Annotated in this window: 21 protein-coding genes and 1 pseudogene; 12 read left to right on the top strand and 10 right to left on the bottom strand. The window is 64.5% G+C overall.

What is annotated here, in order from left to right:
• The 3 genes from ACXJ7R_RS07280 to ACXJ7R_RS07270 form a co-directional block, all read left to right on the top strand.
• Positions 1-111, top strand: a 111-nt coding sequence (locus tag ACXJ7R_RS07280; protein WP_457151228.1) for a coproporphyrinogen III oxidase, incomplete at its 5' end; no start/stop codon positions are given.
• 269 nt (positions 112-380) lie between these two features.
• Positions 381-641, top strand: a complete 261-nt coding sequence (locus ACXJ7R_RS07275; protein ID WP_457151226.1) for a DUF1344 domain-containing protein — start codon at positions 381-383, stop codon at positions 639-641.
• A gap of 227 nt (positions 642-868) precedes the next feature.
• Positions 869-1,054 carry a DUF1059 domain-containing protein gene (locus tag ACXJ7R_RS07270; protein ID WP_095090837.1) on the top strand — a complete coding sequence of 62 codons (186 nt, stop codon included), beginning with the start codon at positions 869-871 and terminating at the stop codon, positions 1,052-1,054.
• 2 nt (positions 1,055-1,056) lie between these two features.
• On the opposite strand, the gene ACXJ7R_RS07265 is transcribed toward ACXJ7R_RS07270, so the two are convergent.
• Genes ACXJ7R_RS07265 through ACXJ7R_RS07255 form a run of 3 tightly spaced genes read right to left on the bottom strand, consistent with a single transcriptional unit; the run spans position 1,057 to position 3,580 of the window.
• Positions 1,057-2,322, bottom strand: a complete 1,266-nt coding sequence (locus ACXJ7R_RS07265) for a CCA tRNA nucleotidyltransferase (RefSeq protein WP_457151225.1) — start codon at positions 2,320-2,322, stop codon at positions 1,057-1,059.
• A complete protein-coding gene (locus tag ACXJ7R_RS07260; RefSeq protein WP_457151224.1) occupies positions 2,319-2,951 on the bottom strand; it encodes a CoA pyrophosphatase in 633 nt (210 codons plus the stop codon). The genes ACXJ7R_RS07265 and ACXJ7R_RS07260 overlap by 4 nt, the downstream gene beginning before the upstream one ends.
• Positions 2,951-3,580, bottom strand: a complete 630-nt coding sequence (locus ACXJ7R_RS07255; RefSeq protein ID WP_457151227.1) for a DUF1285 domain-containing protein — start codon at positions 3,578-3,580, stop codon at positions 2,951-2,953. The genes ACXJ7R_RS07260 and ACXJ7R_RS07255 overlap by 1 nt, the downstream gene beginning before the upstream one ends.
• Positions 3,581-3,737: 157 nt before the next feature.
• On the opposite strand from ACXJ7R_RS07255, the gene ACXJ7R_RS07250 reads away from it, so the two are divergent.
• The 4 genes from ACXJ7R_RS07250 to ACXJ7R_RS07235 all read left to right on the top strand — a co-directional run bounded on the left by ACXJ7R_RS07250 (position 3,738) and on the right by ACXJ7R_RS07235 (position 10,641).
• The gene (locus ACXJ7R_RS07250; RefSeq protein WP_457151223.1) at positions 3,738-4,742 is read left to right on the top strand and encodes an AAA family ATPase; all 1,005 of its coding nucleotides are present in this window, start codon (positions 3,738-3,740) and stop codon (positions 4,740-4,742) included.
• Positions 4,742-5,683 carry a DUF58 domain-containing protein gene (locus ACXJ7R_RS07245; RefSeq protein WP_457151222.1) on the top strand — a complete coding sequence of 314 codons (942 nt, stop codon included), beginning with the start codon at positions 4,742-4,744 and terminating at the stop codon, positions 5,681-5,683. Before ACXJ7R_RS07250 ends, ACXJ7R_RS07245 begins: the two co-directional genes overlap by 1 nt.
• Positions 5,680-8,499, top strand: a complete 2,820-nt coding sequence (locus ACXJ7R_RS07240; protein WP_457151221.1) for a DUF4159 domain-containing protein — start codon at positions 5,680-5,682, stop codon at positions 8,497-8,499. The genes ACXJ7R_RS07245 and ACXJ7R_RS07240 overlap by 4 nt, the downstream gene beginning before the upstream one ends.
• A gap of 63 nt (positions 8,500-8,562) precedes the next feature.
• Entirely contained in the window at positions 8,563-10,641 is a 2,079-nt protein-coding gene (locus tag ACXJ7R_RS07235; RefSeq protein WP_457151220.1) for a hypothetical protein, read from the top strand.
• 2 nt (positions 10,642-10,643) lie between these two features.
• Here the strand turns inward: ACXJ7R_RS07235 and clpS are convergent, their stop codons facing one another.
• The 4 genes from clpS to ACXJ7R_RS07215 form a co-directional block, all read right to left on the bottom strand.
• Positions 10,644-10,949, bottom strand: coding sequence for an ATP-dependent Clp protease adapter ClpS (gene clpS, locus ACXJ7R_RS07230; RefSeq protein WP_095090829.1), 306 nt, complete (start codon positions 10,947-10,949; stop codon positions 10,644-10,646).
• 138 nt (positions 10,950-11,087) lie between these two features.
• Positions 11,088-11,453, bottom strand: coding sequence for a hypothetical protein (locus ACXJ7R_RS07225; protein WP_457151219.1), 366 nt, complete (start codon positions 11,451-11,453; stop codon positions 11,088-11,090).
• A 214-nt stretch (positions 11,454-11,667) separates the two neighbouring features.
• Positions 11,668-11,901: a hypothetical protein gene (locus tag ACXJ7R_RS07220; protein WP_095090827.1), complete on the bottom strand. Its 234-nt coding sequence runs from the start codon at positions 11,899-11,901 to the stop codon at positions 11,668-11,670.
• Between the two features lie 39 nt (positions 11,902-11,940).
• Positions 11,941-12,243 (bottom strand): hypothetical protein, encoded by a 303-nt coding sequence (locus tag ACXJ7R_RS07215; RefSeq protein ID WP_457151218.1) that lies wholly within the window; start codon positions 12,241-12,243, stop codon positions 11,941-11,943.
• Positions 12,244-12,477: 234 nt separating this feature from the next.
• Here ACXJ7R_RS07215 and ACXJ7R_RS07210 point away from each other — a divergent pair, with 234 nt between their 5' ends.
• Positions 12,478-13,194: a response regulator gene (locus ACXJ7R_RS07210; protein WP_095090825.1), complete on the top strand. Its 717-nt coding sequence runs from the start codon at positions 12,478-12,480 to the stop codon at positions 13,192-13,194.
• On the top strand, positions 13,191-14,597 hold the full coding sequence (locus tag ACXJ7R_RS07205) for an ATP-binding protein (RefSeq protein ID WP_457151217.1): 1,407 nt from the start codon (positions 13,191-13,193) through the stop codon (positions 14,595-14,597). Before ACXJ7R_RS07210 ends, ACXJ7R_RS07205 begins: the two co-directional genes overlap by 4 nt.
• Positions 14,598-14,657: 60 nt before the next feature.
• Here the strand turns inward: ACXJ7R_RS07205 and choV are convergent, their stop codons facing one another.
• From choV to ACXJ7R_RS07190, 3 genes are all read right to left on the bottom strand, one after another.
• Positions 14,658-15,839 (bottom strand): choline ABC transporter ATP-binding protein, encoded by a 1,182-nt coding sequence (choV, locus tag ACXJ7R_RS07200; RefSeq protein ID WP_095090823.1) that lies wholly within the window; start codon positions 15,837-15,839, stop codon positions 14,658-14,660.
• The gene (gene choW, locus ACXJ7R_RS07195) at positions 15,836-16,690 is read right to left on the bottom strand and encodes a choline ABC transporter permease subunit (RefSeq protein WP_095090822.1); all 855 of its coding nucleotides are present in this window, start codon (positions 16,688-16,690) and stop codon (positions 15,836-15,838) included. The genes choV and choW overlap by 4 nt, the downstream gene beginning before the upstream one ends.
• 138 nt (positions 16,691-16,828) lie before the next feature.
• Positions 16,829-17,764, bottom strand: a complete 936-nt coding sequence (locus ACXJ7R_RS07190; protein WP_095090821.1) for a choline ABC transporter substrate-binding protein — start codon at positions 17,762-17,764, stop codon at positions 16,829-16,831.
• 259 nt (positions 17,765-18,023) lie between these two features.
• On the opposite strand from ACXJ7R_RS07190, the gene ACXJ7R_RS07185 reads away from it, so the two are divergent.
• From ACXJ7R_RS07185 to ACXJ7R_RS07175, 3 genes and pseudogenes are all read left to right on the top strand, one after another.
• Positions 18,024-18,635 carry a thymidine kinase gene (locus tag ACXJ7R_RS07185; RefSeq protein ID WP_457151216.1) on the top strand — a complete coding sequence of 204 codons (612 nt, stop codon included), beginning with the start codon at positions 18,024-18,026 and terminating at the stop codon, positions 18,633-18,635.
• 185 nt (positions 18,636-18,820) lie between these two features.
• Positions 18,821-19,210: a c-type cytochrome gene (locus ACXJ7R_RS07180; protein ID WP_457151215.1), complete on the top strand. Its 390-nt coding sequence runs from the start codon at positions 18,821-18,823 to the stop codon at positions 19,208-19,210.
• A 307-nt stretch (positions 19,211-19,517) separates the two neighbouring features.
• A pseudogene (locus ACXJ7R_RS07175) lies at positions 19,518-20,011 on the top strand (hypothetical protein); the annotation flags it as partial.

Here is a 20,011-nt window from a genome sequence, read left to right as displayed (position 1 = left end):
TATGTAGAATTCAACCTGCTTCACGATCGCGGCACCATCTTCGGACTGAAGACCGGCGGCAATGTCGCCTCGATCCTCTCCAGCCTGCCGCCCGAGGTCCGCTGGCCGTAACAAAATGGTGAGCGCGATGTGAGCCGCATTGATGTCCCATTTGCTCGAAATGGGCATGGAATGTGGCATACAGCACCGCGAAAGATTTCTTTTTCGTCTAATAGGCGATTGAAAAGGCTGGCCTATTTCCTGCGCCGGGTCGGGAAGCGCCGGCGGTTCGCCTGAGAGCAAAACAGAAGCGAGCCGCGACCCGACGCGACCGGACGGCCCAGACGATGCGGGACATCTTCGTCAAAAAGGATACCCGCCTTTTCCAGGAGTACTTCGCAATGCGCAGGATCATTGTTTCGGCTGCCGCGGCTGCCCTTCTCGCTTCCGGTTCGGTGGCATTCGCCGCCGTCAAGCACACCACCGGAACGATCAAGACCTTTGACGCAACGGCCATGAGCCTTGTCCTCGATGACGGATCGTCTTTTACGCTTCCCAAGACCTTCAAGGATCCTGGCCTTCAGGTCGGTGAAAAGGTTCGCGTCTCATGGGAGATGAGCGGCAAGAACAAGGTTGCCGAGGCCGTCAAGATCGCAAAGTGACAGCCTGCCTGCCACAGCAGGACGAGACGATTTCTGGTCCTGCTTTGGGATAGCGTAAGAGGGCGGAGCAGCGCTGCTCCGCCTTTTCGCCGTTGACTGCGACCAATGCCGCCCCATCTGTGTTATGCTGTTCCCCCGCTCGCGGCCCAAGTTCCCATCCTGGATTTGGACCATGAGCCGAAAAACTATCGGAGCCTCAGGCTCCGCGGAGGAAAAGGAGAAATCCCATGAAACAATTTCACTGCGGGTCGCTGGTGCCCGGCTGTGACTGGCACACGCGTGCCGACGAGGAGGCCGAGGTCATGCGCCGTGCCGTAGAGCACATGCGCGAGACCCATGGCGAGGCGGTCATCCGCGAGACGATGATCGAGGCGATCCGCTCGCGCATCGAGAAGACCCGCGACGCTGCGTGACTTCAGCCTGCTTTCAAGGCTTCCGCGGCGCGTTCAAGCAGCGCGCCGCGATCGGGCGAAAAGCCCGCTTCGACCCATTCAGTCTCAAGGGTCTTGAGGATTTCCCCAAGCTTCGGCCCTGGAGTTGCGCCGAGCCGCGTCAGATCGGCGCCCTTTAGCGGAAACAACGGCTTCTCCCATTTCAGGGCGAAGGTAAGCAGGCGCGAAAAGCCGCCGGCTTCGAGCAACGCGTCATTGTCCTGGACGGCGCGCATCCGCGCGCCCGCAAGCGACAGCCGCAGGCGGTCGACGAACCCCTGTCGGTCGCCGCGATAGAGCCGCTTTGCCAACTCGCCCTCCGTCGTCTTCGGCTCGGCGGCGGTGGCCAACGTCCAGTGGCGCAGGCGATCCGCTTCGGCGGTCGAAAATTTGAGCCGCTCGGCGAGCGTCTTCATGCGCGCGGCATCCGGCGGCACGATCGCTTCCAGCCTGAGCAGGGGGTCAGGTGCCCAGTCCAGATCCTTCTCGGCCTTGGTCAGCGCATGGATCGCGTCGATGCCCCATTTCTCGCTTTCCGGCAGCGCGGCGGTCAATACGCCGGCCTGCCGCATCCAGAGCAACGCCCGCGAAGGATCGGGCGCCGACAGAAGCTTCTTCAGTTCCGACCAGATGCGCTCGGCCGAAAGCTGGGCCAGCCCTTCCTTCAGCCGGGCACAGGCTTTCAGCCCCTCGGCATCCGGCCGGCCATCGCCGTACCAGGCGAAGAAGCGGAAGAAGCGCAGGATGCGCAGATAATCCTCGCGGATGCGCGCTTCCGGATCGCCGATGAAGCGCAACCGGCGCGCCTCGATGTCGGCGATGCCGCCGACCAGGTCGATCACCGTGCCATCGGCCTCGGCATAGAGCGCGTTGATGGTGAAGTCGCGCCGCTCGGCGTCGAGCTTCCAGTCGCTCCCGAACGACACCTTGGCGCGACGGCCATCGGTCTCGACATCGGCGCGTAAGGTGGTGATCTCATATGGCTTGCCGCCGGCAACCACGGTGATCGTCCCATGCTCGATGCCGGTCGGAACCGCCTTGAAGCCTTCCGCCTCGGCGCGGCGGATGGTTTCCTGCGGCAGACAGGTGGTGGCGATGTCGATGTCGGCAACCGGCTGGCCCATCAGCGTGTTGCGTACCGCGCCACCGGCAACACGCGCCTCTTCGCCGCTTTGCGCCAATGCGGCAAGCAGGCGCTGCAGATGCTTGTCGCCGAGCCACTCGGCCCGGCCCGCGATAGAGACATTCACGCATAGAGCCTTTCGTAGAGCGTACGGATAATGCCGGCGGTGACGCCCCAGATGCGCCGGTCGCCATAGGGCATGTCGTAGAAGAACCATTCGAGATCGTTCCACATGCGGCTGTCGCGCTTGTGGTTGGCCGGGTCCATCAGGAAACGCAGCGGCACTTCGAAGGCGGCATCGACCTCGTCGGCATTCAAGCTGAGCCGGAAACCGGACCGCACGATGCCCAGCACCGGCGCGATGCGGTAGCCGCTGCCGGCTACGTAGTCGGGCATGCGGCCGATGATCTCGATGCGATCCTGAGCAAGGCCGATTTCCTCTAAGGTCTCGCGCACAGCCGCCGCTTCCGGACTGGCATCGGTCGCATCGATGGTGCCGCCGGGAAAGGCCACCTGCCCCGAATGGTTGCGCAGCCTTTCGGCCCGTTTGGTCAACAGAACCGTGGCTTCGCCCTCATGATCGACCACCGGGATCAGCACCGCGGCATTGCGCAGCGGCTTGCCATGGTTGAGGCGTGGATGGCCTGGATTGAAGCGATGGTCACCATAGTCGTCGCCGGCATGCGCATCCGGCTGTGCCGCAAAGCGCGCGCGAAAGTCCGCTGCGGAAAACGGCGCCGTTGACATCTGGTCCATCACGCGCTCAGCCGCTTCAGCTGGTCCGCCGGCATGATCGCAAACACCGCGCCCTTGGAGCGCACGGCGAACATGGTCTTGCCGCCGATCTCGATCTCCTCGCCATGTCCGACCAGCTCATACATCACCGGCCGCGCCACCAGCGCTTCCAGCCGGCCGCGCACCAGCACATAGGGTTTCAGGCCACCGGTCTCGCTCTCGTCGACAAAGCGCAGCGGCCGTTCCGGTCCGGCTTCGACGACATCGCCGACATTGGTGCGGAAGGTGATAATCTGCGCGTCGCCACTGCCCGAAACATCCATCTCGACGGCGATGAATGGCGCGTCGGCGACGCGGATGCCGACCCGTTCCACCGGTGTCACCAGATAGGTCCTGCCGTCCGCGTCCTTGCGCAGCACCGAGGAGAACAGCTGCACCAGTGGCATGCGTCCGATCGACGTGCCCAGATAGAACCAGGTGCCGTCAGCCTTGATCTCCATGTCGAGATCGCCGCAGAAGTCGGGATTCCAGCGCTCGACCGGCGCCGCGCCCTTGCCGGCGCGGGCGGCGCGCGAGATCAGCGCTTCGAGACCGCGCGCCTCGGTGGCGGTCGTGAGGCTTAGCTGGCGATGTTCGGAGTGTTCCGTCATGGTCACGAAATAGTCACTGTTGTTCCGCTTGTCAGCCTAAGTCTGTGATTTAAGTTTTGACATAGGCGCCACGCGAGGCCGAATCGCGGCAACCTATGCTATGGTGCGTGCCGGTATTTCCAACCATGGTATCTCCAACCAAAGGGATCGAAGCTGCATGAGCGTGATGGTCAAGGAAAGCCCGATGAGCGAAACGGACATGATCGCCGAGGCCGAGAAGGCGCTTGCCGACATCTCCAGGATCCGCGACGGGGTCGGCCGGGTCATCTTCGGCCAGGAGAGCGTCGTCGAGCGCACGCTGGTGGCGCTGCTGGCCGGCGGCCATGCGCTGCTGGTCGGCGTGCCGGGCCTTGCCAAGACCAAGCTGGTCGAGACGCTGGGCGTCGTGCTCGGCCTCGATTCACGCCGCATCCAGTTTACGCCCGACCTGATGCCGTCCGATATCCTCGGCTCCGAGGTGATGGAGCAGGACGAGTTCGGCAAGCGTTCCTTCCGTTTCATCTCCGGGCCGATCTTCGCCCAGCTTTTGATGGCCGACGAGATCAACCGTGCCTCGCCGCGCACCCAGTCGGCGTTGCTGCAGGCGATGCAGGAGTACCACGTCACCATTGCCGGCGCCCGCCACGACCTGCCGGCGCCCTTCCATGTGCTGGCAACACAGAACCCGCTGGAGCAGGAAGGCACCTATCCCTTGCCCGAGGCCCAGCTCGACCGCTTCCTGATGCAGGTCGACATCCTCTATCCCGAAATCGAGGCCGAGCGCCGCATCCTCTTGGAAACCACCGGCATCGAGGACGCCAAAGCGCAGAACGTGCTGAACCCGGTGCGGCTGAAGGAGATCCAGACGCTGATCCGCCGCATGCCGGTGCCGGAAAGCGTCGTCGAGGCGATCCTGACGCTGGTGCGCTCGGCGCGCCCCGGCCAGGGCAATGCCGAGACCGACAAGCATGTCGCCTGGGGGCCCGGCCCGCGCGCCAGCCAGGCGCTGATGCTGTGCACAAGGGCGCGCGCGCTCTACGATGGGCGGCTGGCGCCCTCCATCGACGATGTCCGTGCGCTGGCAGAGCCGGTGCTGCAGCATCGCATGGCGCTGACCTTCGCCGCCCGCGCCGAAGGCACCAGCGTGCGCGACGTGGTGGCAAAGCTGGTGAAAGGGATTTGATGGCGCGCATCGGCGAGGTCCAGGCTCCGGCAGCGACGCGCGACGCGCTCGCTCGTGGCCGGTTGCGGGCCTCGCTTGTGCCTGATCTGCTCGTCGAGGCGCGCCGCATCGTCAACACCGTGATCGCCGGCTGGCATGGCCGCCGCAAGCGCGGCATCGGCGAGAATTTCTGGCAGTTCCGGCCCTATGTCGAAGGCGATGCCTCGCGCATCGACTGGCGCCGTTCGGCCCGCGACGACCACACCTATGTGCGCGACCGCGAATGGGAAGCCGCCCATACGGTGTGGCTTTGGGCCGACCCGTCGCCGTCGATGCTCTACAAATCGACCGGCGCCGGCGTGTCCAAGCAATCGCGCGCGCTTGTGCTGACGCTGGCCATGGCCGAGCTGTTGTCGCGCAGCGGCGAGCGCATCGCCTGGCCCGGCCTCACCGATCCGTTCACCGCCYGCAACGGCGCCGAGCGCATCGCCGCCCAACTCATGCACGCCGGCGAGTTGCCGGCAAAACCCGACCTGTCCGACATCCGCCGCTTCTGCGACATCGTCATCGCCAGCGACTTCCTCGATCCGGTCGAGGAGACGATGGCCTGGCTCGACGTGCTCGCCCGCCATGGCGTGCGCGCGCACCTGATCGAGGTCGCCGACCCGGCCGAGGAAACCTTCCCCTATGCTGGCCGCACCGAATTCACCGATCCCGAGACCGGCGACAAGCTGACCGCCGGCCGCGCCGAAATGCTCGGCGATGAATACCGCCTGCTCTACACCGCCCGCCGCCACGAACTTGCCGCCTGGTGCAAGCGGCTCGGCTGGAGCTTTACCGTCAACCACACCGATCGGCTGGCTTCCGACGCGCTCGTGCGCCTGCACATGGCGATGACCGCCGACGGCGGTTATACCGGGCCGACCGCCGGGGGCAGTCGTGCCGGGAAGGCCGTCGCATGAGCTGGCTGCCGCTCTCCTTTGGCGCCCCCATGGTGCTGTGGGGCCTGCTGGCGCTACCGGTGATCTGGTGGCTGTTGCGGCTGACGCCGCCCAAGCCGCAGACCGAGATCTTCCCGCCGCTGAAGATCCTGGCGCGTGTGTTGAAGCGCGAGGAAACGCCGCAGCAGAGCCCGTGGTGGCTGACGCTGCTCAGGCTGTTGATGGCGGCGCTCATCGTCACCGCCCTTGCCGAGCCGGTGTTCAACCCGCGCGAAAAATTGCCGGCCGAGGGCGCGGCCCTTGCGTTGGTCATCGACAATGACTGGGCAAGTGCCGCCGACTGGAACAAGCGCGTCGCCACCGCCGAGCGGCTGATCAAAGACGCCGGCTCGAACGGCGTGCCGGTCATCGTCGCCTTCACCGCCGAAAAGCCCAATTCGGAAATCGGCCCGTTCGATGCCGCCGCCGCCCTCGACCGGCTGCGTGCCGCCAAGCCACGGCCGATCCCGACCGACCGGCCCGCCGTCTATGCCCGCGTCGCCGGGGCGCTGGACACCTTGCCCGGCGCCAGCGTCGCCGTGCTTGCCGACGGCCTGGCGGCGAAGGGCGACGAGGCCGCCTTCAACACGCTGTTGTCGAAAAATGCCGCCCGTGTCGTGTGGGCCAGTTCAGACCGGCTGTCGCTGACCGGCCTGACCACCGCCGACAACCAGGTCGACGGCTTTGCGCTGACCGCCATCCGCGCGCCGGGCGACCCGGCACCCGCACAAGTCACCGCCGGCGCTTTCGACGACAAGGGCCGCCGCATCGCCGATGCGACGCTGACCTTTTCCCCTGGCGAAACCACCGCCACCGGCACCATGGCGGTGCCGTTCGAGCTGCGCAACGACTTTGCCTCGATCTCGCTCGACGGCGAGCGCCAGGCCGGTGCTGTGCGCGTCCTTGACGAAAGCTCCAAGCGCCGCCGCGTCGGGCTGCTGTCGCAGGCCGAGGCCGACCAAGCGCAGCCGCTTTTGTCGCCGCTCTACTACATCAGGCGCGCGCTGCAGCCCTTCGCCGATCTCGTCGAACCCTCCAGCGCCGACCTCGCCGATGCCATCCCGCAGATCCTCGACCAGAAGCCGGCCATGATCGTCATGGCCGACATCGGCACCATTCCCGCACAGGTTCGACAAAGGCTGGTCGACTGGGTCGACAATGGCGGCACGCTGGTGCGCTTCGCCGGCTCGCGGCTGGCCGCCGCCGGCAATGACGACGACCTGCTGCCGGTCCGCCTGCGCACCGGTGAGCGTTCGCTAGGCGGAGCCCTGTCATGGACGTCACCGCAACCGGTCACCGAATTCCCCAAGGCCGGTCCGTTCGCCGATCTTGCGCCGCCGACCGAGGTCACCGTCACCAGGCAGGTGCTGGCCGAGCCGACGCCCGACATTGTCGAGCGCACCTGGGCCGCCCTCGCCGACGGCACACCGCTGGTCACCGGACTGAAGAAAGGCAAGGGCACGCTGGTGCTGTTCCACGTCACGCCCGAGGCGACCTGGTCGAACCTGCCGATCTCCGGCAGCTTCGTCGAGATGCTGCGCCGCATCGTGCAGCTGTCGCGCAACCAGGGCGCGGCGATCGCCAATGCCGAAGCCGCGGCCACCTCGCTGGCGCCCTACCGCATGATATCAGCCGACGGCTCGCTGGTGCCGCCGACGCCGGATGCACGGCCGCTGGTGCCGGGTCCCGCGCTGGCGGTAACCTTCGAGAACCCGCCCGGCCTCTACGGCTCCGAGACCGGCGTCTTCGCTCACAATTTGCTCGATGCCGCAAGCAAGCTGGCGCCGCTGGCGCGCCCGCAAATCACCGTTCCGGTCACATCGATCCAGTATGCCTTTGACGAATCGCGCAACCTGAAGGGCGCACTGGTCGCCGCCGCTCTGGTGCTGATGCTGCTCGACACCCTGGCGGTGTTCTGGATGGGCGGCCTGTTTGCCCGCCGGCCGCGCCGTGCCGGTGGCGTGGCCACCACCGCCGCGATCCTGATTGCGCTCGGCGCGCTGTTTGGCCATGCCGATCCTGCCCGCGCCGACGACGCCAAACCTGGCGACGAGGTCGCCATCGAGGCCATATCGAAGACCCGCATCGCCTATGTGCTGACCGGCGTGCCGGGCGACGATTCGATCAGCCGCGCCGGGCTCGAAGGCCTGACCCGCTTCCTGGTCGAGAAGACGGCGCTGGAACCCGGCGCGCCGGCCGGCGTCGACATCGCGAAGGACGAGCTGTCGTTCTATCCCTTGATCTACTGGCCGATCGATCCGGCCGCACCGATGCCGAGCCAGGCCGCGATCGCCCGCATCGACGCCTATATGCAGCAAGGCGGCACGGTGCTGTTCGATACGCGCGACCAGTTCGCCAACGGCATCGGCGCCGATTCGACCAGCCCGGCGACGGAGCGGCTGCGCGACATCCTCGGCAACCTCAACGTGCCGCCGCTGGAGCCGGTGCCGTCCGACCACGTGCTGACCAAATCCTTCTTCATCCTGCCCGAATTTCCCGGCCGCTTCAGTGGCAGCCCGCTCTGGGTCGAGGCCTCGCTCGACGCCAGCAATGCCGAGAACCGGCCGGTGCGCACCGGCGACGGCGTCTCGCCGATCATGATCACCGCCAATGATTTCGCCGGCGCCTGGGCGGTCGACGAAAATGGCGATCCGCTGCTGCCGACCGTGCCGGCGGACCCGATGCAGCGCATCTACGCCTTGCGCGCCGGCGTCAATATCATGATGTACATGTTGACCGGCAACTACAAATCCGACCAGGTGCATGTGCCCATACTGCTCGAACGGCTGGGGCAGTAGGATGACGTGCTTTGTTGCGTTCCCAGCCCGGAATTGCCCTCCCCACAAGGGGGAGGCTAATTCATGAACTGGTCGATCTCCCTCGAGCCGCTGATCTCCTGGCCCCTGCTGGCTCTGGTGCTGGTGCCGCTGGCGCTGCTGGCGCTCATCGGCCTGTGGTTTCGCCAGCGCGGTGCCGTCTTCCGCTTCGTCGCCCTGATGGCGCTCGCCGCCGCCCTGTTCAACCCGGTGTTCCTCAACGAGGAACGCGAGCCGCTGAAAAGCGTCGTCGCCCTCGTCGTCGACCGCAGCCAGAGCCAGGATATCGGCGACCGCACCAAGCAGACCGACGAGGCACTGGCCGGGCTGCAGCAGCGTCTTGGCCGCTTCAAGCAGTTCGATGTGCGCGTCATCGAGGCCGGCAAATCGCAAGCCGCCGAGGAGCGCACCGAGACACGGCTGTTCGGCGCGCTCGAAGGCGCTTTCCGCGACGTGCCGCCGTCGCGCATTGGCGGCGCCATCATGATCACCGATGGCGAGGTGCATGACGCGCCCGCGGGCAGCCCCGATTTCAACGCACCGCTGCATGCCCTGATCACCGGCAACGATCACGAGAAGGATCGCCGCATCCGCTTCGAGAACGCACCGCGCTTCGGCCTTGTCGGCAAGCCGCTCGACATGACCTACCGCGTGATCTCGACGGAAAACGAGACCAGCCCGGTCGAAGTGCGCGTCTCGGTCAATGGCGAGCAGGTCGCGGTCGAACATGCCACCGTCGGCCAGGCCATGCCGCTGCAGGTGACCATTCCGGGCGCTGGCCGCAACATCGTCGAGCTCGCCATCGACCGCGAGCCGGGCGAACTGACCGACACCAACAACCGCGCCATCGCGCTCATCGACGGCATTCGCGAAAACCTGCGTGTGCTGCTCGTCTCCGGCGAGCCGCATGCCGGCGAGCGCACCTGGCGCAATCTCTTGAAATCCGACGCCTCGGTCGATCTCGTCCATTTCACCATTTTGCGGCCGCCGGAAAAGCAGGATGGCACGCCGATCAACGAATTGTCGCTGATTGCCTTCCCGACCCGCGAACTGTTCGTCGAGAAGATCAAGGATTTCGATCTCATCATCTTCGACCGCTACCAGCACCGCGACGTGCTGCCGATCCTCTACTACGACTACATCTCCGAATATGTCGAAAAGGGCGGCGCGCTGCTGATCGCGGCCGGCCCCGAATATGCCGGCGAAAGCTCGATCGCGCGCACGCCGCTGATGTCGGCCCTGCCGGCAATGCCGACCGGCGAAGTGGTCGACAAGGCCTTCTATCCACGCCTCACCGACCTCGGCCAGCGCCACCCGGTGACCCGCGGGCTCGACGGCTCGGCCACCGAGCCGCCGCACTGGAGCCGCTGGTTCCGCACCATCGGCGTGCAGAATCCCGAAGGCGAAGTGGTGATGAAGGGCGCCGACAACCGGCCCCTGCTCTTGCTCGACCGCAAGGGAGAGGGCCGCGTCGGCATGCTTCTGTCCGACCAGGGCTGGCTGTGGGCGCGCGGCTTCGAAGGCGGTGGCCCGCATGTCCAGCTCTACCGGCGCATCGCGCACTGGCTGATGAAGGAACCCGATCTCGAGGAGGAACGGCTGACCGCCGACGGTCGCGGCATGGTGCTGGAAATCCGCCGCCAGACCATGGCCGATGCTCCCGGCCCGGCGCAGATCATCACCCCGTCCGGCAAGACCTTGACCGTCAAGCTCGACAAATCCGAGCCTGGCGTCTTCCTCGGCAGCGTTGAGACCAGCGAGATCGGCCTCTACCAGGTCGCCAATGGCGACCTCACCGCGCTCGCCCATGTCGGGCCGGTCAACGCGCCGGAATTCGCCGATGTCATTTCCACGGAAAACCGGCTGAGAACGCCGGCTGAAGCCACCGGCGGCAGCGTGCGGCGACTGGCGTCATCCACGGCCCTTGGCAGTGACATTACGCTGCCCTCCATCGTGCCGGTGCGCTCTTCCGGTCAGGCCACCGGCAGCGACTGGATCGGCCTGCGCACGACTGACGACAGCGTGCTCAAGGCGGTCTCGCGCGTGCCGCTGTTCGGCGGCTTCCTCGGCCTCGGCCTGCTGCTTCTGGCGATGGGTTCGATGTGGTACCGCGAGGGGCGGTAGGGCTACTCTTCCGGCTCGGTCGTGAACAGCAGCGGATAGCCCTTGGCCTTGCCGGCATCGGTCGCCCGTGTCGCCTTGGTCTCGGCGACATCCTTGGTGAAGACGGCAACAACGCACACGCCGCGCCGGTGCGCGGTGATCATGATCCTGTGCGCTTGGTCTTCGCTGAGCTTGAACTCGCCCTTCAGCACCGTCACCACGAATTCGCGCGGCGTGAAATCGTCATTGATGAGGATGACCTTGTAGAGCTTTGGCCGCTCGGTCTGCGGCTTGACCTCGGTACGCGGTTTTGTGGTGATTTCAGGCATCGGAACCGACAATTTTGCGCAAGCGACCTGGCCCGCATTCTGACACCAGCGAATTCAGCCGTCCATTTTGATTGACGCGCAAAGCCGGTCCGGAGGGCGCCGCCATTCGCGACTATGTGGGAAAGTCTCGGTTGCCGTTCAACGGTCCTGGCGGCCGAAGATGCGGCGGCCGGGAATCTGCCGCGCGGCTGTGACGGATGGCATATCGGACCGAAGGCGGTTTCCGCCCGCATCCGCCCGACGTTCCAGCCATGCCGCGATCGGCCACGCGACGACGCAGATCAGCGTTGTGCCGGTGAGCACGATCAGCACCCAGGTCTGTGCCGGCGTGATGTAGTCCCAGTTGGTGGAAATCTCCGGTGCGAACAGCGAAGGCTCGGTGCGCCCACTGGCCGGATCGGGCACCGGGCTGGCGGTAAGCAGGATCAGCACCCTGGCGGCGCCAGTGGCGACCAGACCGCCAAGCACCAACGAACGCAGAGTGGACGAAAGCCGCTTCTTCATGCGGATTGTCCTACAGGGCCGGCATTGCGAACGGGTTAAAGTCGGTCGGGGCGGAAGCTGCCGGCGCGAGGCTTCGGCCAAACATCGGTAGGCTAACCGTCCGCTACATCGCCGATATCAGGGCTTTCAGCGGTCGGACAGGAAGAAGGCCGCCCCAGCCGAAAAACAACTGGAGCGGCCTTGTCGCAGACGGGCAAGTTATGCCCGATCTGGATTAAGCCTTCGGGGCGTCCTTCTTGACGGCCTTCGTCGGAGCCTTCTTGTGCTTCTTGGTCTTCTTGACGACCTTCTTCGGAGCAGTCTTGGCCGGGGCGGCAGTAGCCGGAGCGGTGGTGGTCGTCGAAGCAGCCGGAGCAGCGGTCGTGGTGGCAGCGGCGTTACCGAGAGCCGGCATCGCGAAGGCGAGAGCGACGGCGAGACCGGTTGCGGAGAGGATGGACTTCTTCATGGCTTCACTTCCTTTTTTAGCGGGTCGAGTTTTCGAGCGTCACTGAACCGGGTCGTTCGGCGTCACTCCAAGCAGCTTCAAAGCGTTGGCGAGCATCCGGATGCCCTGTGCCTGTTTCTTGGCGGCGCAGTACCGGTTACCCTTTCTCTGAAGTGCCTTTGCCGCGGTGACCTGCGTTGCCGCGGCATGGGTTTCGAGGGCTTCATCAAATTGGTGGCTGAGATTGGCGCACCGTTCGCTCCGGGTGGTGGGCGTCACCTTTGCGTCCGATTGTTCGACAGCGGCAGTAACCAGGCAAATGCCCAGCAACGCACCCAACAAACTGATCGACAACCTTGGCATCGGTTTATCCGTAAACCCCGAGACTAGCGTCGCAGCCGATGACCTGACCGCCACGAGACCAGTTATGCCTTTGTATTTTTTCAGGAGTTTTTCTGAACTGTAGAATTTTGTTTCTGGATTGTGTCTAAGGAAGCCGGTGTGGACGCATCATCACCACTGGCCAACATATGGCCTGAATTCTATCGTGTGGGTTGCGACAGAACGGCTAGGCAATCAAACAATGACAGGGCTGCTGTGAAATCCGACGCACACATACTGATCGTCGACGACGACAAGGGCATCCGCGACCTGCTGCAGGAATTCTTCCAGAAGCGGGGCCTGCACACCTCGGTTGCCGCAGACGGCACCGAGATGGAGGCCATCCTGCGCCGCGCGCAGGTGGACCTCATCGTCCTCGACGTGATGCTGCCTGGCAAGAGCGGGCTGGAGCTTTGCCGCGACCTTCGCGCCCAGTATTCGACACCGATCATCATGCTGACCGCCGTCACCGAGACCACCGACCGCGTGGTCGGCCTGGAGATGGGCGCCGATGACTATGTGCCCAAACCATTCGACCCGCGCGAGCTTCTGGCGCGCATCCGCGCCGTGCTGCGGCGCAACGGCGCCGCCGAGCCCAAGCGCGCCACCACCAAGCAGATCTACCGCTTCGCCGGCTGGACGATGGACTGCTCGCGACGTCGGCTGATCGCCCCCGACGATGTCAGGGTCGAACTGACCATGGCGGAATTCAACCTGCTGCAGACCTTCGTCAAGAGCGCGCAGCGCGTATTGACGCGCGACCAGCTCATCGAATTGTCCGGCGGCGACAGCGACTATTCCTTCGACCGCAGCATCGACATCCTGGTCAGTCGGTTGCGGCGCAAGATGGAAGACGACCCGAAGACGCCCAAGCTGATCCTGACCGTGCGCAGCGGCGGCTACCAGTTCCTGCCCGAGACGACCTCCGAATGAGACGTTTCCTGCCGCAGACCTTGCCTGTCTGGGTGCTGCTGATCGTCATCGCCGGCCTGCTGATCAGCCAGGTCGCGACCCTCTACATCGTGTCGCGCGACCGCGCCGCCGCCAACGACGAGGTCGACCTCTACCGGCTGAACGACCGCGCTTACTCGCTGGTGCAGCTCATGCATGATGCCACGCCTGAGCAACGCAAGGCGACGGCGACCGGCCTGTTCAATTCCACCTACGCGCTCACCGTCTCGGACACGCCGGCAGTCACCTCGTCGATTGCCGGCGACGACGAACTGGCGGAACTTGAAGACATCCTCGTCGGCCGGCTGTCGAAATTCGGCATCACCGATGCGCGGGTGCGGCGCGACCCGGCGACGCGCGAGGCCGACGACGCCACCGGCATGGCGCCGGGACCCGATATCGGCCAGGTCGAGCGTGACCTCCTGGTGCTGGCCGCCGACTTCGCCCAGAGCGACAAGTTGACGGCGTCGCTGCGCTTTGCCGACGGCCAATGGCTGAACTTCACCGAGCCGAACACGCCCGTCGGTCCGATCCTGAGCTTCGACAGCTTGCCGCTCTACTCGCTGATCGCCGGACTGGTGGTGATCATGTCGATCTGGTCGCTGCGCCGGCTGACGGCGCCCTACCGGATGATGGAAACCGCCGTGAACAGGATCGGCAAGGACCTGAAGAGCCCGCCGATCGCCGAGTCGGGCAGCCGCGAGGTGCGTGCCGCCGCCAAGGCGATCAACGCCATGCAGGCCAGGTTGCGCGAATATGTCGAGGACCGCGAACATCTGGCGGCGGCGCTGGCGCATGATCTGCGCACGCCGATGACACGGATGCGCCTGCGCCTGGAACTTTTGCGCAAATCGGCCGTTCGCGAAGCGCTGGCGCACGATCTCGCCGATGTCGAGAGCATCGCCAGCTCGGTGATCGACTTTGCCACCTTCGAGGTGACCGAGGAAAAGAGCGAACGCATCGACTTCTGGTCGCTCGTGGAGTCGATCGCCGACAGCTATGACGAGGTCTCGTTCGACGACGACACCCGCTCGCGTGGCCTGATCTGCATGGCACGGCCGGTCGCGCTCAGGCGTTGCGTCACCAATCTGATGCAGAACGCGATCACCTACGGCAAGAAGGCGCATATCAGCCTGCGCCGGTCGGAGAACATGATCCTGCTCACCATCCGCGACGAAGGGCCGGGCATACCGCAGGCGCAGATCGACGCCGTGTTCGGCTCGTTCGTGCGCCTCGAACAATCCCGCAACCGCCAGACCGGCGGTCTCGGTCTCGGCCTGACCATTGCCCGCAACATCGCGCGGGCCGCCGGCGGCGAGATCAGCCTGTCCAACAACCCGGGCGGTGGCCTGCTGACGCAACTGCGCCTGCCGCTGGCGGCGTAGGGCGATCTGGAACCACCAGGCAGCCTTCGCTGCAGCGAAGGCCGCAGCCGAAGCCTGGCGCTACCGCCGCAGCACCGCGCTCAGCACGTCGCGGATGCCGATGGCGCCGACAAAGCGCGACTGGTCGTCGAACAGCGCCACGGGTGCGGTCTGCGAGCGATGCATGGCCAGCATCACGGTTTTCAGCGAGGTACCGGGGTTGGCCCAGAACACTTGCGCCGCTTCCTCCGACTGGCCCTCGACATCGGCACATGACACCCACACCGCCGGCTTGCCATCGCGTTCGGCCGCCGCCACCAGCCCGTGGTCGTCGATCTTGAAGCGCGTCGTCTTGCGCCGGTCGAGCCATACCCAGCCATTGTCGCCGTGCTCCAGGTCGCGACGGTCGCGCATCACGTTCCAGGCGGTCAGCACCGACAGCGGGTTCACATTGGCGATGAAGTCGCGGACATAGTCGTTGGCCGGCCGCAGCACGATGTCTTCCGGCGCGCCGGTCTGAACGATGCGCCCGCCCTCCATGATGGTGATATGGCTGCCGATCTTCAGCGCCTCCTCGAGGTCGTGGCTGACGAAGATAATGGTCTTCTTCAACTCGGCCTGCAGCTGCAGCAATTCGTCCTGCAGCTTGGTGCGGATCAGCGGGTCGAGCGCCGAGAACGGTTCGTCCATCAGCAGGATCGGCGCCTCGGTGGCGAAGGCACGGGCCAGGCCGACGCGCTGCTGCATGCCGCCCGAAAGCTCATGCGCGTATTTCTTCGACCACTGGTCGAGATGAACGAGCTCCAACTGCTTTTTGACGCGCTCCTTGCGCTCGGCTTCCGGAACACCGGCGAGTTCGAGGCCGAGGCCGACATTCTCCTCGACCGTGCGCCAGGGCAGCAGGCCGAACTGCTGGAACACCATAGCTACCTGCTTCTGTCGCAGCCTTCTCAACGTCACCTCATCGCAGGTGACGACGTCGACGGTCTTGTCGCCGTCCTTGACAAGCACCTGACCGCGCGACACCACGTTCAGCCGGTTCACGGCCCTCAGCAATGTCGACTTGCCCGAACCGGACAGGCCCATCAGCACGGAAATCTCGCCCTCGTTCACGGTCAGACTGGCGCCTGCGCAACCCAGCACATTGCCGGTCTTTTCGAGGATCTCGGCGCGGGTGGCTCCAGCGTCAATCATTGCCAGAGACCCGGCCTGGTCGGCGCCGAAGACGATATCGACGTTTCTGAAATCGACGGCGACGGTCATTTCTTGCCTCCAACGGCAATGCGGGTCATCCGGTCAAGCACGATGGCGAGGACAACGATGGCCAAGCCCGCCTCAAGCCCGAGGTCGATGCGGCGCGAGCCGAGCGCCCTGTTGATTTCAGTGCCGAGGCCGCCAGCGCCGATCAGCGCCGCGAACACCACCATCGACAGCGACAGCATGATCGATTGCGTCAGACCGGCCATGATGGTTGGCAGCGCCGAGGGCAGTTCCACCTTCCACAACAGCTGGCTCTTGGTGGCGCCGAACGCTTCGCCTGCCTCGACGATCGACTTCGGTACCGAGACGACGCCGAGATGGGTGAGCCTGACCGCGGTCGGGATGACGAAGATGATGGTGACGATGAGGCCGGGCGCATTGCCTAGACCGAACAGCGTCAGTACCGGGATCAGGTAGACGAAGGTCGGCAGCGTCTGCATCAGGTCGAGCACCGGCAGCATGATGCGGTAGACCTTCGGCTTGTGCGCGGCCCAGATGCCGAGCGGCACCCCGATGGCCATGGCCATCGCAGCAGCAGCCACCACGAGCACCAGCGTCTGCACCGTCTGCTTCCACAGGTTCTGGTTGATGATGAAGATCAGGCCGAGGAAGACGCCAATTGCGAGCGGCCTTGAGCGCTGCAGCAGCCAGGCGATGGCGGCGATGACAAGCGCCAGCAGCACCGGCGGCACCAGCAGCAGGATGTCGACCAACCCGTCGAGCAGGAAATTGAGGCCATTCGAAAAGGCCCTGAAGACAGTGTCGAAATTGTCGGTGAGGAAGCCGAAGAACGCCTTTCCCCAGGCGCCGATCGGAATCTTGTGATCGACCATGAATTTCGAAATCGGATCCATATCGCCCCTCTCATGCAGGAGACCGCCCTGCCCTCGGCCTCTACTGTCGCAACGTCATCTTGTCACAGGATATGAAAAAGGGCAGCCTTTTCCAGAATGGCTGCCCTTTATTTCGGTCATGCCGAAATCACAGTCGGCTCAGCTTCCGAGCGCGGTCTTGATCGCCGCCGCGGCGTCGCCGCCATCGAAGGTGGTGACGCCGGCGATCCAGGGCGCAACCGCGCCGGGATTCTTCTTCAGCCAGTCGCTCGCCACCGTGTTGGCATCGCCGCCCTTGAGGATCGCGTCCATCATCTGGCCTTCCATGTCCAGATTGAACTTCAGATTGGCGATGAACTTGCCTGCATTCGGGCACTCCGTGGTGTAGCCCTTGCGCACATTGGTAAACACGGTGGCAGCACCGAAGCCGCTGTCGCCCATGCCGTCGAGATAGGTGATCTTCATGGCGCCCATCACCGGATGCGGCGTCCAGCCGAGGAAGGCGATCCACTCATTGTTCTTCATCGACTGCTCGGCCTGCGTCAGCATGCCGGCTTCCGAGGATTCGACCAGCTCGAACCCTTCGAGATTGTCCTTCGGGTTCTTGATCATGTCGAGGATGATGCGGTTGCCGTCATTGCCGGCCTCGATGCCGTAGATCTTGCCGTTGAACTTGTCCTTGAACTTGCCGATATCGGTCAGCGACTTGACGCCGGCATCCGCGACATAGGTCGGCACGACGATGCCGTAGCCGGCGCCGGTCAGGTTCGTGCTGATGGTCTCGACGGAGCCGTCGGCGGTGTAGTCCTTGATGTCGTTGGTCATCGACGGCATCCAGTTGCCGAGGAAGACATCAAGATCCTTGTTCTTCAGCGACGCCATGGTCACCGGCACCGACAGCTGGATCGTCTGTGGCTCGTAGCCGAGCGCGGTCAGCAGAACGGAAGCGACACCGGTCGTCGCCTGGATATCGGTCCAGCCGACATCGGAAAGACGCACCGCCTTGCAGCTTGCCGGATCGCCGGCGAAGGCAGCGCTCGTAGACAACAGAGCCGCCAGGCCGAGGCCGGCGACGAAGGAATTCATGCGCGACATAGATATTCTCCCATTGCGATTCTTAGGCGAAGCGAAGTTACGGTTTCTCTGCCCGCCTTGTTTCGTCAGCCAAACACCATTCTGGTGTGGTTTCAAGCATTAAGGCAATCACGATCAACGGCGCAGGCTGGCCAATCAGCGACACGCTTCCTGCTTTTGCATTGCGCGGCTGTCGTTTTTTGCGAGCGGGGGTCGTTTTTTGGGGGAATGCGGCGGCGCCCCCTCCCCGCGCCGGGACAAGTCGGCTTAAAAGGGCGGCATGGCCAAGCTCTACTTCCACTATGCGACGATGAACGCCGGCAAGACGACGATGCTGTTGCAGGCGTCGTACAACTATCGCGAGCGCGGCATGCGCACGATGCTGTTCGTCGCCGGCCACTACCGAAAGGGCGACAGCGGCCTGATCTCGTCGCGCATCGGCCTGGAGACGGAAGCCGAGATGTTCCGCGACGGCGACGATCTGTTCGCCCGCGTCGCCGATCACCATGAGCATACGACCGTGCATTGCGTCTTCGTCGACGAGGCGCAGTTCCTCGAGGAGGAGCAGGTCTGGCAGCTCGCCCGCATCGCCGACCGGCTGAACATCCCGGTCATGTGCTACGGCCTGCGCACCGATTTCCAGGGCAAGCTGTTTTCCGGTTCGCGGGCGCTGCTGGCGATTGCCGACGATTTGCGCGAGGTGCGCACCATCTGCCGCTGCGGCCGCAAGGCGACGATGGTGGTGCGGCTCGGCCCCGACGGCAAGGTGGCACGTCAGGGCGAGCAGGTGGCGATCGGCAAGGACGTCTATGTCTCGCTCTGCCGCCGTCACTGGGAGGAAGAGATGGGCCGCGCCGCGCCCGACGACTTCATCGGCTTCACCCGGGCCTGACGGGCCGGCGGCCCAATGCATGTCACCCAAAGTGCGCAGTGGTCTTGGGACAACGACATGCATAAAGACAAAACGCCTCTGCCCGGTGCGGCCGGATCTGGCAATTTCCCAATCCCTTGGCGATGCAGCGTTTGTTAAGGCCTCGGTCCTATAAGACCGCCAGCCAGAGCTCTCCGGGGTCAGCCATGTTTCGAGCCGCTTCGTCTGCCAGCATTGTTCTCCTAGCCACATCGCTTGCCGCTCATGCCGGCGGCGACCCGGCACTGGGCAAGCATGTCTTCAACCGGTGCATCTCCTGCCATGAAGCGGCCACCGACCGTGACAAGGTCGGCCCGCATCTGCTGGGCGTCGTTGGACGCACCGCCGGCAGTGCCGAGAGCTTCCTTGGTCACTACTCCGAGGCGATGAAGAGCGCCGGTGCTGGCGGCCTAGTCTGGGATGAAGCCAACCTCGCCGAATATCTCAAGGCGCCTCGGCTCAAGGTGCCCGGCAACAAGATGGCATTTGCCGGCCTGACCAACGACGACGACATCGCCAATGTCATTGCCTATCTGAAGGCCGATCCCAAGCCCTGAGCAACAGCCGGCTGCGTTGCATGACGACGCAGGCTTGGCCGGATATGTTACGCCCGCAACTGGCATTCCGAGCGTCCGCGCCAGCGGAGATTGACTGCTTTGCCGGCACAGAAGTTCAATGACAGTTGAACTACGCTTGACTGTAAGCTAATCACGCCATGACCACGCCTTCACTACCTTTCAAGACAGTGGCGAATTCTTTTGTTTTCGGGGCGGGTCTTGTCTTGCGTCTTTCAATCCCCGGATGCCCCACATATATTCGCCGCTGTTCGCGACCAGCGACGTGATGCCGAAGCGGGAGGCCCCAATGGCGACATTGCAGAATTTCGATGCCGAAATTGCCAAGACCAAGCAGGTCGTGCAGGACATGCGCACCAAGATCGAGCAGTCCGGCACCGTGCTTGATACGCTGGCCACCGCCGACAAGAAGATCGGCGACGCCAATTTCGACATCGAGAACGCCCGCATCGAGGATGTGCTGAAACAGCAGAAGGTGATGGAAGGCAATATCGCCGACCTGATCATCGGGCTGGAGGACGCCACCAACGTCTTCGGCGCCGAATTCGAAAGCATGAAGAACTACACCGGCTGGGAAAACTTCGTCGGCATGTTCTCCAGCCAGAGCAAGCAGCGCATGCGCACCGATCGCGTCCGCAACATGTCGCTGGCCGGCAACCTGCAGGAACTGCTGGCCAAGTCCGACACCATTGTCGGCATCCTGAAGGCGCAGAAGGAAGTCCTCGACCAGCGCTACAAGACCTCCGAGGCCAGCCTGTCGCAGGTCATCGAGCGCCGCAAGAC

The sequence above is a fragment of the Mesorhizobium sp. P5_C1 genome, from assembly GCF_054049815.1.
Note: the sequence above shows the minus strand (reverse complement) of the source record. Positions and strands in the feature narration are given on the sequence as shown.

What these genes read in the sequence shown, in the direction of transcription:
- ACXJ7R_RS07240 (WP_457151221.1), top strand. Translation starts at nt 5,680, where the DNA reads ATGAGCTGGCTGCCGCTCTCCTTTGGCGCCCCCATGGTGCTGTGGGGC.
- ACXJ7R_RS07270 (WP_095090837.1), top strand. Translation starts at nt 869, where the DNA reads ATGAAACAATTTCACTGCGGGTCGCTGGTGCCCGGCTGTGACTGGCAC.
- ACXJ7R_RS07180 (WP_457151215.1), top strand. Translation starts at nt 18,821, where the DNA reads ATGTTTCGAGCCGCTTCGTCTGCCAGCATTGTTCTCCTAGCCACATCG.
- choV (WP_095090823.1), bottom strand. Translation starts at nt 15,839, where the DNA reads ATGACCGTCGCCGTCGATTTCAGAAACGTCGATATCGTCTTCGGCGCC.
- choW (WP_095090822.1), bottom strand. Translation starts at nt 16,690, where the DNA reads ATGGATCCGATTTCGAAATTCATGGTCGATCACAAGATTCCGATCGGC.
- ACXJ7R_RS07220 (WP_095090827.1), bottom strand. Translation starts at nt 11,901, where the DNA reads ATGAAGAAGTCCATCCTCTCCGCAACCGGTCTCGCCGTCGCTCTCGCC.
- ACXJ7R_RS07260 (WP_457151224.1), bottom strand. Translation starts at nt 2,951, where the DNA reads ATGGACCAGATGTCAACGGCGCCGTTTTCCGCAGCGGACTTTCGCGCG.
- ACXJ7R_RS07205 (WP_457151217.1), top strand. Translation starts at nt 13,191, where the DNA reads ATGAGACGTTTCCTGCCGCAGACCTTGCCTGTCTGGGTGCTGCTGATC.
- ACXJ7R_RS07250 (WP_457151223.1), top strand. Translation starts at nt 3,738, where the DNA reads ATGAGCGTGATGGTCAAGGAAAGCCCGATGAGCGAAACGGACATGATC.
- ACXJ7R_RS07225 (WP_457151219.1), bottom strand. Translation starts at nt 11,453, where the DNA reads ATGAAGAAGCGGCTTTCGTCCACTCTGCGTTCGTTGGTGCTTGGCGGT.
- ACXJ7R_RS07185 (WP_457151216.1), top strand. Translation starts at nt 18,024, where the DNA reads ATGGCCAAGCTCTACTTCCACTATGCGACGATGAACGCCGGCAAGACG.
- clpS (WP_095090829.1), bottom strand. Translation starts at nt 10,949, where the DNA reads ATGCCTGAAATCACCACAAAACCGCGTACCGAGGTCAAGCCGCAGACC.
- ACXJ7R_RS07235 (WP_457151220.1), top strand. Translation starts at nt 8,563, where the DNA reads ATGAACTGGTCGATCTCCCTCGAGCCGCTGATCTCCTGGCCCCTGCTG.
- ACXJ7R_RS07190 (WP_095090821.1), bottom strand. Translation starts at nt 17,764, where the DNA reads ATGTCGCGCATGAATTCCTTCGTCGCCGGCCTCGGCCTGGCGGCTCTG.
- ACXJ7R_RS07255 (WP_457151227.1), bottom strand. Translation starts at nt 3,580, where the DNA reads ATGACGGAACACTCCGAACATCGCCAGCTAAGCCTCACGACCGCCACC.
- ACXJ7R_RS07275 (WP_457151226.1), top strand. Translation starts at nt 381, where the DNA reads ATGCGCAGGATCATTGTTTCGGCTGCCGCGGCTGCCCTTCTCGCTTCC.
- ACXJ7R_RS07215 (WP_457151218.1), bottom strand. Translation starts at nt 12,243, where the DNA reads ATGCCAAGGTTGTCGATCAGTTTGTTGGGTGCGTTGCTGGGCATTTGC.